The 13,307-nt window shown below is 42.9% G+C and carries 11 protein-coding genes; 7 read left to right on the top strand and 4 right to left on the bottom strand.

The genetic code is table 11. The features are described from left to right. Positions 1-50 precede the first annotated feature (50 nt). Genes guaA through MJO53_RS01105 form a run of 4 tightly spaced genes read left to right on the top strand, consistent with a single transcriptional unit; the run spans position 51 to position 4,672 of the window. Positions 51-1,583, top strand: coding sequence for a glutamine-hydrolyzing GMP synthase (gene guaA / locus MJO53_RS01120; protein ID WP_224836467.1), 1,533 nt, complete (start codon positions 51-53; stop codon positions 1,581-1,583). After that, positions 1,580-3,763: a LysM peptidoglycan-binding domain-containing protein gene (locus MJO53_RS01115; protein WP_252080114.1), complete on the top strand. Its 2,184-nt coding sequence runs from the start codon at positions 1,580-1,582 to the stop codon at positions 3,761-3,763. The genes guaA and MJO53_RS01115 overlap by 4 nt, the downstream gene beginning before the upstream one ends. Next, entirely contained in the window at positions 3,741-4,145 is a 405-nt protein-coding gene (locus tag MJO53_RS01110) for an OsmC family protein (RefSeq protein WP_224836469.1), read from the top strand. Before MJO53_RS01115 ends, MJO53_RS01110 begins: the two co-directional genes overlap by 23 nt. Continuing rightward, complete coding sequence (locus tag MJO53_RS01105) at positions 4,133-4,672, top strand: DUF922 domain-containing protein (protein WP_252080113.1); 540 nt, start codon at positions 4,133-4,135, stop codon at positions 4,670-4,672. The genes MJO53_RS01110 and MJO53_RS01105 overlap by 13 nt, the downstream gene beginning before the upstream one ends. On the opposite strand, the gene MJO53_RS16975 is transcribed toward MJO53_RS01105, so the two are convergent. The 3 genes from MJO53_RS16975 to MJO53_RS01095 form a co-directional block, all read right to left on the bottom strand. Then, positions 4,650-4,799: a helix-turn-helix domain-containing protein gene (locus tag MJO53_RS16975; protein WP_420485547.1), complete on the bottom strand. Its 150-nt coding sequence runs from the start codon at positions 4,797-4,799 to the stop codon at positions 4,650-4,652. The genes MJO53_RS01105 and MJO53_RS16975 overlap by 23 nt on opposite strands. 89 nt (positions 4,800-4,888) lie before the next feature. After that, complete coding sequence (locus MJO53_RS01100) at positions 4,889-6,226, bottom strand: TrkH family potassium uptake protein (protein ID WP_224836471.1); 1,338 nt, start codon at positions 6,224-6,226, stop codon at positions 4,889-4,891. 127 nt (positions 6,227-6,353) lie between these two features. Then, positions 6,354-7,217 carry a hydroxypyruvate isomerase family protein gene (locus tag MJO53_RS01095; protein WP_252080111.1) on the bottom strand — a complete coding sequence of 288 codons (864 nt, stop codon included), beginning with the start codon at positions 7,215-7,217 and terminating at the stop codon, positions 6,354-6,356. A gap of 43 nt (positions 7,218-7,260) precedes the next feature. On the opposite strand from MJO53_RS01095, the gene MJO53_RS01090 reads away from it, so the two are divergent. From MJO53_RS01090 to yidC, 3 genes are all read left to right on the top strand, one after another. Then, complete coding sequence (locus MJO53_RS01090) at positions 7,261-7,503, top strand: DUF3820 family protein (protein WP_224836473.1); 243 nt, start codon at positions 7,261-7,263, stop codon at positions 7,501-7,503. A gap of 49 nt (positions 7,504-7,552) precedes the next feature. Then, positions 7,553-9,187, top strand: a complete 1,635-nt coding sequence (locus MJO53_RS01085) for a CTP synthase (protein ID WP_252080109.1) — start codon at positions 7,553-7,555, stop codon at positions 9,185-9,187. 66 nt (positions 9,188-9,253) lie between these two features. After that, the gene (gene yidC, locus MJO53_RS01080) at positions 9,254-11,122 is read left to right on the top strand and encodes a membrane protein insertase YidC (protein WP_252080107.1); all 1,869 of its coding nucleotides are present in this window, start codon (positions 9,254-9,256) and stop codon (positions 11,120-11,122) included. A 279-nt stretch (positions 11,123-11,401) separates the two neighbouring features. On the opposite strand, the gene MJO53_RS01075 is transcribed toward yidC, so the two are convergent. Beyond that, positions 11,402-13,282 (bottom strand): fasciclin domain-containing protein, encoded by a 1,881-nt coding sequence (locus MJO53_RS01075; RefSeq protein ID WP_252080101.1) that lies wholly within the window; start codon positions 13,280-13,282, stop codon positions 11,402-11,404. Positions 13,283-13,307 lie beyond the last annotated feature (25 nt).

Genomic DNA, 13,307 nt, shown 5'->3' with positions numbered 1-13,307 from the left:
TATCCATTAAAAGATACTTTTGCAACTAAAGCAAATTGCTATTTTTGCCCATGCATAACAACGTACTCATCCTAGACTTTGGTTCCCAGTACACACAATTGATCGCAAGACGCGTCAGGGAACTCAACATTTACTCAGAAATTAAACCGTATAACAAGGTGCCCGAAGATCTGTCGGATTACAAAGCGGTAATATTGTCCGGTTCACCGTCCTCGGTTCGCTCCGAACAGGCCCCTCATCCCGATCTATCGGGAATTAAAGGAAAAAAACCTCTTTTGGGCATTTGCTACGGCGCACAATATCTGTCCCATTTTCATGGGGGTAACGTGGCCCCTTCCGCTACCCGTGAATATGGGCGGGCCAATTTGTCCTTTATTAAATCCGACGATGATTTTTTGAAAGGAATTGAAGAAGGTAGCCAAGTATGGATGAGCCACTCGGATACCATTAAGGAACTGCCCGAGGGAGCAGTACTTTTGGCCAGCACCCACGATGTGGAAAATGCGGCTTACAAGATTGGAGGGGAGAGCACTTACGGGATACAGTTTCACCCGGAAGTGTACCATTCAACAGATGGAAAAAAGCTATTGGAAAACTTTTTGGTAAATATAGCTGGTCTAAAACAGGACTGGACTCCCGATGCTTTTGTGGAAACCACTGTGGATGAACTAAAGGAGGAAATCGGGGACGAAAAAGTAATATTGGGACTATCCGGCGGTGTAGATTCCAGTGTGGCGGCCATGTTGCTCCACAAGGCCATCGGAGATCATCTATACTGTATATTCGTGAACAATGGCCTCTTGCGTAAAAATGAGTTCGAAAGTGTTTTGGACCAGTACAAGCACATGGGCTTAAATGTAAAGGGAGTGGATGCTTCGGCACGTTTTTTGGATGCTCTTAAGGGCGAGTCGGACCCTGAAAAGAAGAGAAAGATCATCGGAAGGGTCTTTATCGAGGTCTTTGATGATGAATCCCACAAAGTGGAAAATGCAAAATGGTTGGCCCAGGGTACTATTTATCCTGACAGAATTGAATCTGTTTCGGCAAGTGGAGGCCCATCAGCTGTGATCAAAAGCCACCACAATGTTGGAGGATTGCCCGATTATATGAAATTAAAAGTAGTTGAACCCTTAAAAATGTTGTTCAAGGACGAAGTGAGAAGAGTTGGGGCGAGTATGGGAATGTCCAAAGAAATTTTGGGAAGACACCCTTTTCCAGGTCCTGGCTTGGGAATACGTATCTTGGGGGATATTACACCGGAGAAAGTGGCTATTTTGCAAGAGGTCGACGCTATTTTTATCGATGGATTAAAAAAATGGGGACTTTATGACAAGGTTTGGCAGGCCGGAGCCATGCTTTTGCCCGTAGATAGTGTAGGGGTCATGGGAGATGAGCGTACCTACGAAAAATGTGTGGCGCTCAGAGCGGTGGAAAGCACCGATGGGATGACCGCCGATTGGGTAAATTTGCCCTACGAATTTTTGCAAAAGACCTCTAACGATATAATAAACAAGGTTAAAGGCGTTAATAGAGTGGTGTACGACATTAGTTCCAAACCACCTGCAACTATAGAATGGGAATGAAAAAATATATGTTACAACTGGTTTTTACCATGGTCCTTTTGTTGGCCATGGTGCCGGTTTCCGCACAAAATTATACCACGCATGCTGTAAAGGATGGGGAGACTCTAAAGAGCATCTCTCAAAAATATCGGGTAACGCCCTATAGTATTTTACAGGCCAATAAAGAAATCAAGAGTGCTTCCGATGTTAAGGAGAACACGATTCTTATTATACCCTTGAACGGTAAAGCGGAAGACACTAAAAACGAGGCCAAACCAGATAAGCCAAAACAAGAAGAGCTGAAGCCGATTCGATTTACACGACACAGGGTAAGAAGAAAGGAAACCCTTTTTGGTCTGACCCAAAAGTATGAGATCACCGAAGAACAATTAAAAAGATATAACACAAGGCTGTATTCGGAAACATTGGACAAGGGAATGGTGCTTCAAATTCCTGTTTTTCCAGAAGTGGACCCCAATGAGGAAAAAGAACTGGATTTCGAAATATACACCGTTCAACCTAAAGAGACACGTTGGAGCATTGCCCACAAATACGGAATTAGTGTCGATAGTTTGTTGGTCTTAAACCCGGAATTGGATAAGAACACCAATTATTTGGCAGCAGGAGAAGAGTTGAAACTGCCACGCCCCAAAGGAGATAGCCTAAAGGAACAGAAAACAGAGGTTTTTACTTCTTACACGGTACCTCCAAAAATGACACTTTATAGTCTTGGAAGGGAATATGGTATCCCAACGGATTCTATTGTACGCTTGAATCCGGAAATAATGAAAGCCGGAGGCCTAAAAGAGGGAATGGTAGTACGTTTGCCCAAAAAGAAGTCTCAGGCCGGTATAGTGAACACCGACAACTTTGTTTTTTATGAGGTAAAACCCAAACAGAATATATTTAGAATTACCCAGAACCTTAAGATTACCAGAGAAGAACTGTTCCGTTTGAACCCAGCTTTGGAAAATGGTCTTAAAGCGGGAATGGTACTAAAGTTGCCCAAAGAAAAAGCAGAAGGACTAGAAGTGAAAAATGCCCTAGTGCTGGATAAGATCAATTTGGTGGACAGCATAAATGTGGAAAATAAACCACAGCTGGTTTTTATGCTTCCCTTTCGTTTGGACAAGGTAAACTTGAACGACACCCAAAGAGCGGAAGAATTGATCAAAAACCGAAGGGACCTGGCATTGAGCCTTGGTTTTTACACAGGGGCCATGGTCGCTTTGGATTCCATTAAAAAACTTGGAGTATCGGTCAACGTAAAAACTTACGATACCCAGTTGGACCAAGCTAAAGTAAAAGAAATACTTTTCCGTGAATCCTTAACAGGGGTAGATGCTGTGATAGGACCACTGGCCGCCGGACCTTTGGACGAGGTTGCCGTGCAGGCAAAAACCAAGAATATTCCCGTAGTGGCCCCTATTGCATCGGACAGTAAACTCAGTCACAGCAATGTTTTTTTCTCCGTTCCCAGAGATGCAGTCCTTAGGGATAAAATGCTGGCATATATGGAGAAAATCCATACCGATGAGAATGTGGTCATAATTGCGGATTCTACCCATCAAGTGGCACACGATTCTATTTTGAGCAAGTTTCCTGCTGCCCAAATCGCAAAGGTGATCGATAATAAATCGTTGCACTTGGATAGGTTTTTGATCCAATTGTCCAACGAAAAGGAGAACTGGGTATTTTTGGAAACCGATCAACCCAATATGGTGGCGAGTGTAACATCCATTCTAAACTCTGCCAATACCTCTTCGGTTACAGCAACAAACAACCCGCAAGAAAAGGTTAATGTACGCATGTTCACCACAAGCTTTAACGGGGCATTTGAGCACGAGGCAGTTTCCAAGACACATTTATCCAATTTAAAATTTACCTATCCATCGTTCTACAAGGAATCTGCGGATGATACCTTTACTAGGGCATATATGAAAAAATACAATGGCCTACTACCGGATAGGTATGCCATCCGAGGATTTGATGTGACCATGGACGTGTTATTGAAACTGGCATACAAAAAGAATTTGTTTGAAACATCAAAATACATTGGGTTAACGGAATATGCAGGCAATGGATTTGATTATCTTAACGATTGGACCTCCGGGTACTTTAACCGCGCCTGTTACATTATGGAGTATGACAACCTTACCATTAAAGAAGTAGAAATCAATGACAGCAAAAGTAACCTATAACGGAAATCTTAGAACTACGTGTGTACACTTACGATCAGGTAGTGAGTATATTACCGACGCCCCTGTGGACAACAATGGCAAGGGAGAGGCTTTTTCCCCTACGGATACCGTGGCTACTGGCTTGGCGAACTGTATGATAACGATGATGGGCATAAAAGCCAGGGATTTGGAAATTGATATAGCAGGTTCTACCGCAGAGGTTACCAAGCATATGGCGGCCAATCCACGGAGAATCTCCAAGATCGAGGTAAAGTTTGATCTGCCTGCATCCATCTCTGAGAAACACCGTAAAATTTTGATGCATACGGCGAACACTTGCCCAGTACATTACAGTTTGCACCCAGATATTGAAAAAGTAATCGATTTTAATTGGATAAACTAGTTGCAATAGGATGTTTTTTTCTGTTTGGTTTTTTGGGTTTTGCACAAGAGATCGAAGAAGGCGTTCTATGGAACAGTGATATTAGGCTCAAATGGGCCGATTTTAAGGGGAAGGTTCCCCCGGCAGCCGAATCGGCTGCCACCACCGCCAGTGGTATTAGTTATTCCTATTCTGCCAACTTGCTCCACCACGAGGTTAAATTGGATTATGAGGTAAATGCGTTTTTTTATCCCAACGAAAGCTGGTACAAGCCGGAGCTGTGCAATGAAAACACCTTGGCCCACGAGCAATTACATTTTGATATTACCGAACTTTTTGCCCGTAAAATGCGCGCAAAACTGCGCCGCACCTCTTTCTCTGATGATGTTAAGGGAGAAGTGCGCAAAATATACCAGGATATTTTAAAGGAACTACAAGAATACCAAGAGCGGTACGATTGGGAGACCAATTTTTCCCGAAACCGGGAAAAGCAAGCCGAGTGGAATAAGAAGATTGTGGAAGCACTTAAAAATCAATCAAATCCTTGACCTTAAGTCCCATAGCGTCTGCAAGTGACTTCAAAGTACAGATTGAGGTATTGATGTTCCCTTTTTCTATGGAATTTATCTGATTGCGCGAAATAACGGACTCGTATGAGAGGTCGTAGGTAGAGATGCCTTTTTTCTTTTGTAGTTCCTTGATTTTTATTCCAAGGGCTTTCAGGTAGTTTTATCTCCATTTTTTTGACCGATTCCACTCGCTAGTTACACGGCCAGATCTTCACTTTTAGCCTCCAAAGGTTGTTTTGTCATTCGCATCAACAGAGCAAAACCAAAGGTAAGGACTCCAACGCGGCCCAAGAACATCAATAAGATAATTAGCGATTTCCCAAGCTCGGACAAGTCGGTGGTAATTCCGGTGCTCAAGCCTACGGTTCCTAGCGCTGAGGCCACCTCAAAAAGGATTTTGTCAAAGCTGGATTGCTCGGTAAAGGAAAGCAAAAAGCTAAAAAGGAAAATCATTGATGTATAGAGGATAAAGGTGGATGTCGCCACAAAAAGCCGTTCCAAAGGAATGGTTCTTTTTAAGAAGGTGATTTTTTTCTGTCCAAGCAACCTACTTTTTAAAATAGCTACCATGGCGGTCAATGTGGTTATCTTCATCCCACCGGCGGTACCGGATGGCGATGCGCCGATATACATCAAAAAAATGGTCAAAAGGAGAAGCGGCAGAGAAAGTGAACTAATGGATACGGTATTGAACCCCACAGTGGTCATGGAAGTCATTGATTGGAAAAAGGCTTTCATAAGACGATGGTCGGATACCTGGGCATAAGGTTCGTTGAAATAGAAGATCAAGGTGCCAATACCCAGCAGAAGGATAAAGCCATACACGATAATCTTGGTGGTAAATGTGATATTCTTTGATTTTCCGGTAATTCTGTACCAAACATCCGTTATCACAATAAAACCTAGGGACCCTGCGATAGCTAGAATAGAAATGGTCCAGTTGATCAGCGTATTTGCCGAAAAACTTTCAAAACTATCATTGAACAAACTAAAACCGGCGGTGCAAAAGGACGATACGCTATGGAACAAGGAGAACCACACCCCTTTTAGTCCTGTAATTCCTTCTTGGTGGAAAGCGATATAGAATGCGATGGTTCCCAAAAACTCCATAACCAATGTGAAGTAAACGACACTTTTAATGAAATCCTTTATTTGGATGCTGGCGGGCATGGTGAACTCTGCTCCAATGATCTTTTGGTGCCATCGGGTTATACGCTTTGTCGTAAAGAGCAGGTAGTAGGTGGTCAAGGTCATGTACCCAATCCCTCCCAACTGAATAAGGACCATGATAATGAACTGTCCAAAGAAATTATAGGAGTCAAAAATACTTAGCGTTACGAGCCCCGTTGTTGAAATGGCCGAGGTTGAAATAAATAGGTTATCCAAAAATGAAACATCAGTCCTATGAAAGAGTGGAATTGACAGTAATAGAAAACCTATTAATGCGTACAAAAAAAAGCCCCATACTAAGTTGAGTTGGGGCGACTTGCTTATCTGGAATCTTTTGTATCGGGATAGAATTTTGCTGAACATCGAGGTATATATTTCAGGTATGCAAACAAAGCTAAGTCCGTTTTTGGAATAATACGCTACTATTTGTAAAATTCAATAGCGATTGGTCAAAAAACTGTTTACTGGAAAACTATTTGTCTTATTGTGGTCACACATCGCACCGCATAAAAGCATCTTTAAGCGCTGCAATTTTATCCTCCCATGTCACAATGAATTCTTGAGCCACGTAGCCTGTAAATCCGGTATCATGTATGGCTTTGATAATGGCCGGGTAGTAGAGTTCTTGGGTTTCATCAATTTCGTGCCTGCCTGGAACACCGGCCGTGTGGTAGTGCCCAAAATAGGGGTGGTAGTTTTGTATGCTTCGGATAATATCGCCTTCCTGAATTTGCATGTGGTAGATATCGAACAGCAATTTAAAATTGTCGCTGGCCAAATGTTTGCAAAGCTCCACGCCCCAAAGTGAATTGTCGCACATATAATCTGGATGGTTTACTTGGTTAAACAGCTCCATCTGAATTATCACGCCATGTTTTTCCGCCAATGGAATAATTTGTGAAAGGCCGTCCACACAATTTTGAAGACCGACATAATCGTTCATGCCATTTCGGTTTCCACTAAAGCAGATTAGGTTGGTATAGCCCGCTTCCGCAACTTTCGGAATCATTTCGGTGTAATTCTTAATAAGCTGTTCGTGATATTTGGGGTTGTTCCATCCCTCCGTCAAACTTATTTCAGCACCGTTGCACATCGAACAGTGAATGTCATATTTTTTTAAAATAGGCCATCTGTCCGGACCGATCAAATCAATTGCATTTACTCCAAGCTCCTTTAAGGTCTTTAAAAAATCTTCAAAGGGAATATCGCTAAAACACCATTCACAAACACTATGGTTTATATTGTGTTTTAACTTAAATGTTTGGGGCAGTACTTGGTCGGAGGTCATGGCCGAACCAGAGGCCAGGCCGGCAGAGCCAACAGCTGCGGTGGCAATAAAATTTCTACGTTTCATTTTTCGGATTTGTTGAGGGAAAGATAGTATTTTAGGCCTATATATGGAAATGCGTCCCGATACAGAACAGCTTTTGGAAATGGCCCATTATAAAATGCCCTTTGGTAAGTACAAAGGGCGATATTTGGTGGATCTGCCTCTTGCCTATTTGGTATGGTTCAGGCAAAAAGGTTTTCCCAAAGGTAAACTTGGCGACTACCTTAATACCATGCTGACCATTAAGGATAACAACCTGGAACCCATCATCAGAAAACTGCAAAAAGATTTTCCTAAAGAATCTACCTGATTTTTGTCCCGCAATTAGTAACTTTACGCCCCGTAATAGAATGATCAATATGTCAGAGACCAAGTACATTTTCGTTACGGGAGGCGTTACTTCTTCATTGGGAAAAGGAATTATTGCCGCATCCTTGGCCAAACTACTGCAAGCCAGGGGATACCGAACAACCATCCAAAAATTAGATCCATACATAAATGTTGATCCCGGAACATTGAATCCGTACGAACACGGTGAATGCTATGTTACCGACGATGGTGCCGAAACCGATTTGGACCTTGGGCATTATGAGCGTTTTTTGAACGTACGCACTTCACAGGCCAACAACGTGACCACAGGAAGGATTTACCAAAGCGTAATCGAAAAAGAACGTAGAGGAGAGTTTTTGGGTAAAACGGTGCAGGTGGTCCCCCACATTACCAACGAGATCAAAGAGCGTATCCAAATTTTGGGGAACAGTGGCGACTACGATATCATTATTACCGAAATAGGAGGTACCGTAGGTGATATTGAATCCCTGCCCTATATTGAGGCAGTTAGGCAATTACTTTGGGAACTGGGAGAGCATAATGGTATAGTGATCCATCTTACTTTGGTGCCATTTTTGTCCGCCGCGGGGGAATTAAAGACCAAACCAACACAGCACTCCGTAAAAACTTTGATGGAAAGTGGAATCAAGGCTGATATTTTGGTGTGCCGTACAGAGCATCATATTTCTGAAGACATCAAGGAGAAATTGGCACTTTTCTGCAATGTTAGAAAAGAGGCCGTAATCCAATCCATAGACGCATCCACTATTTACGATGTACCATTGTTGATGCAAGAAGAAGGCTTGGATACCGTAACATTGGAAAAGTTGGCCCTGCCGAACACTACAGAACCAAATCTTGATCAATGGAAGGAGTTTTTGAACAGACACAAAAATCCAAAGGATAAAGTAGTGATCGGATTGATCGGAAAGTATGTGGAACTTCCCGACTCGTACAAATCCATTCAAGAGGCCTTTATCCATGCAGGTGCCGCCAACGAAGTCAAAGTTGAGGTTAAATCCATTCATTCCGAGCATTTGTCCCCAAGCAATGTAGCTCAAAAGTTAAAAGGATTGGACGGTATTTTGGTGGCTCCAGGTTTTGGGGAACGCGGTATAGAGGGCAAGGTAAAGGCGGTAAGATATGCTAGGGAAAACAATATTCCGTTCTTGGGTATTTGTTTGGGAATGCAAATGGCCGTGATCGAATTTGCCCGAACAGTTCTTGGTCTGGAAAAAGCCAATTCAACGGAAATGAACAAGCAAACGCCCGATCCTGTGATCAGTTTAATGGAAGAACAAAAATCCATTACCGATATGGGAGGTACCATGCGTTTGGGAGCTTGGGACTGCCATTTAAAAGAAGGTAGCTTGGTTAAAAGCGTCTATGGAACTTCCGATATAGAGGAAAGGCATAGACACCGATATGAATTCAACAACCAATATAAGGAACAATTGGAAGCAGCTGGATTGGTCGCATCCGGGCTCAATCCAAAAACAGGATTGGTGGAAGTTGTGGAAATTCCAACACATCCTTGGTTTGTCGGGGTACAGTATCACCCCGAATATAAGAGTACCGTAGCCAGCCCGCACCCTTTGTTTGTTGGGTTTGTAAAAGCGGTATTGGCCCAAAAACAAAAACAAAACAATGCCAGTTTGGCATAAAACCCGGTTTTGGGCATATATTTGCCATTTGATACACGAACAAAAGATTTCTACTAAATAATATTCATGGAAGAAAAGAAGCTGGATATTAAATCCATTATTGGATTTGTACTGATATTTGGGATACTGGTTTTTATGTTTTACCAAAATCAGCCAACACCAGAAGAGTTGGAAGCTCAAAAAGCGGAACAGGCAAAGATCGAAGCTGAGGCAGCCAAGGTCGAAAATGAAGCTCAAAAAGAGCCGGTGCAAAAAGCCAAGGTAATCGATCTTACCGATTCCATTGCGGTGGCGGATTATAAAAATACAGTTGGCGCATTTGGGTTTACCCAAACGGCAGAAGACATTACTACCTTGGAGAACGAGGTTTTATTGCTGAAAATTTCCAATAAGGGAGGCCAGATCGTAGAGGCCAAAATGAAGGACTATGTGACTTTCGACTCCATACCTGTGTATTTGGTGAAGGATGGGAACGCCAATTTTGCGATAAACTTTAGCAGTTCGGATAATAGATCGCTCAGCACAGCTGATTTGTTCTTTGAGCCATCGCTTACCAAGAGCGGCGAGAACCAGGTCTTGTCCATGAAGGCCAAAGTAGCCAATAATCAATATTTGGAGTATAGGTACGAAATGAAGCCAAACGAGTATTTGGTCGATTTTACCATTAGATCGCAAGGGTTGAGCGGTGTTTTTAACACAAGTAAACCAGTTACCTTGGAATGGGACCTAAAAGGCATACGACATAATAAAAGTGTTATGTACGAGAACCGGTATACCCGATTGACGTACAATCACGATGAAGGTAACATTAGCAAACTTTCGGAAAGTAGCGATTTTGATGAGGAAACTGAGGAGGATGTAAAATGGTTATCGTACCGCCAACACTTTTTTAGCTCTATTTTGGCAACGGACGACCATTTTAAAACCGCAGCTTTAACTTCTACCAATTTGGTCGAGGAAGAAAGCAAGGAAATACTTTTCACCAAATCTTACAGTACAAAAGCGCCTTTGGAATTTAAAGGAGGGGAGTTGTCCCAAAATATGCATTGGTATTATGGGCCAACCGATGTTAAGGTCTTGGATGATTATAAGGATTTGGGACTGGCGGACTCCATACCCTTTGGTTGGGGTATTTTTGGTTGGATCAACCGATATATCTTTACACCGTTCTATACTTTCTTAAGCTCGTTCCTACCTTATGGTATAGCAATTATTATCATGACCATAGTAGTGCGCTTGGCTCTATCTCCGGTGACGTACAAATCTTATTTGTCGCAAGCCAAAATGAAGGTATTGAAGCCCGAGATTTCGGAAATCAACGAGAAATACAAGGACAACGCCATGAAAAAGCAGCAAGAGACCATGAAGGTCTATAACAAGGCAGGGGTGAGTCCAATGAGCGGTTGTGTGCCAGCCTTGTTGCAGTTGCCTATTTTCTACTCCTTGTTCATGTTTTTCCCAACTTCTTTTGCATTAAGACAAAAGCCGTTTTTGTGGGCAGAAGACCTTTCTTCTTACGATACCATTTTTGAACTACCTTTTACCATACCGTTTTATGGCGATCACGTGAGTTTGTTCCCAATTTTGGCATCCGTAGCGATTTTCTTTTATATGCAGATGACCACTGGACAGAGTATGCAGATGCAACAGCAACCGGGTATGCCGAACATGAAATTTATTATGTACCTATCACCAATTATGATGTTGTTCTTCTTCAACAACTATGCGAGTGGTTTGAGTTTGTACTATTTCATTTCCAATTTGATTACCATCTTTATTATGTTGGCCATCAAAAACTACATTTTGGACGAGGATAAGATCCATGCCCAGATCCAGGAAAACAAAAAGAAACCTAAAAAGGAGAACAAGTTCCAGCGTAAAATGCGCGAGATGATGGAACAGGCAGAGGAGCAGAAAAAAGCAGGTAGAAGATAATCCTCGGTAGTTAGTTGACTCTCTTTGACAAATAAAAAAACTCCCTCAAGAATATCTTGGGGGAGTTTCCATTGATAGGCTTAGTTTGGAAAGATTTGGGACTCCAAAGATGCACGATTATCCACGTTATTAAAATTAAAAGTTGTCAAATTGCCGGTTTCTGTGGGCAGATAATCCTTTGTTGATGTGTCATCGATAAACGGTAAACCTTACTCGATAAAAAGCCCCCTCGATATCGTTCAAGGGGGCTTTTCAGTCAACAATTCATCAAATCAAAAACTAGTTGTTTGTATCGGGGATCAATACAGTGTCCACTGCATGGATAACGCCGTTTATGGCCTGTACATCTACTGCGATTATTCCAATGCCCGTGTTTCCGGCACCGTCGGTAACATCTGCAATATTATCACTGGTACCTGGTAGGTTTATGGTAATGTCATCTCCTTCCAAAGTAGTCGCCATAATGCCATCGGACAAATCTCCAGAACGTACATTGGCAGAGGCTACTACGTGGTGCTGCAGTACGCTGGTCAATAATCCACCATCAATATCTCCCAATTCGTTCCACATATCGTTGCTGTCCAATAGAGCTTGGAAGGCATCGTTGGTCGGAGCAAATACCGTGAATGGCCCAGTCCCGGAAAGTGTGGCAACAAAATCAGGCTGACCCTCTGCGGTCAATGCCGCTTGTAAAGAATCAAAAGTTGGATCGGCCACCGCAAAGGTAACCACTGTTGGGAGGTCTATGACCGCGTCAACTGTATGGATCACTCCATTGCTGGCTACGATATCTGCCATTACAACATTGCTTACGCCGTTCAGGGTTACACCATCATCTGTATTGATATAAAGACTCAGGTTCTCATCGGTATCAAATTCAGCTGCAGTGTTAACATAAGAGTTGGACAAACCTGACGAGAATGCAGCAGCTCCTACAATCACGTGGTTGGACAGGATTGCATTAATATCGTTGGAATTTGGATTGGTAAATGCACCAAATGCATCGTTACCTGGGGCGAATACGGTAAAATCCATTTCTTCATCAGAAAGCAAATCTGTAAAGGTCGTGTTTCCACCTTCTGTTAGGGCCCCTACCAGAGATGAAAGTCCTGGGTTGGCCACTGCATGGTCAACAATATTTGGTATATCGATTACGGCATCTACAACGTGCACGATTCCGTTCAATGCCTTAACATCCGGCGTTACAACAGAAGATACTCCATTAAAGGTGACACCATCGGAAGTGTTGAAGAACAAACTTACATTTTGATCACCAGCTCCTGTAGCTAAAGTACTGGTATACCCGGAACCAAGTCCAGTTAGATCGGTAGAAGTAATTTCTCCACTTATCACATGGTTTAACAATACGTTGGTGAGTACCTCTACAGGCACGTCCTCCAATGCTGCACCATCCAAGAATGTGGCAAAGGCATCATCGGTCGGGGCCAATACTGTAAATGGGCCATCCCCGCGAAGCACGGTAGGCAAATCTCCGTTGGCGGCACTTAAGGCAGCAACCAAATTCTGCAAGTTTTCGTTGCCAATCGCCAAATCTGTAATGGGCACAAGGATAATGTCTGCCAACTCGTCCAGAATGGCCTGTGGCAATAGAACTTTATCAATAATGTGTACCACACCATTGGACACTTCAACATTGGCAGTGGTTACTTCGGCGTCCACATCGGTAGCGTCACTAATAAATACACCACCAGTAGTGGATACTTGAATAGTTGAGCCTTGTAGGGTGGTTATGGTCTGCCCATCACTCAAGTCTGATGATAGAACGGCAGCATCTGCTACAACGTGATACGTAAGAATCACGGCCAACAGGTCTTGGAGTTGTTGAGAATTAAAATCGTCCAAGGAGTCGAATCCATCCAGTTGGGCCAATAAATCGCTAAAGGCTTGATTGGTCGGGGCAAATACGGTAAATGGTCCTTCACCGCTCAAAGCAGCTACTAAATCGTTGTTTGCACTTTCGTCTGCCTTTTGAAGCGCACTTACCAAAGTACTGAGGTCGGCGGTAGCTTGTGCAGCGTCAACAATGGTTACGGTCGGTTCTACTTCTGGCATTGTTCCCTCGTCGTCGTCCGAGCAGGATACAATGGTCAGCAATAAGAACATTAAAGATAATCGTGTTAGGGTTTTTAATGCTTTCATGTCGGTGTTTTAAAATTGTTTAACG

The sequence above is a fragment of the Flagellimonas marinaquae genome, from assembly GCF_023716465.1.
GTDB lineage: Bacteria > Bacteroidota > Bacteroidia > Flavobacteriales > Flavobacteriaceae > Flagellimonas > Flagellimonas alginolytica.
This window is presented reverse-complemented; position numbering and strand designations above follow the sequence as displayed.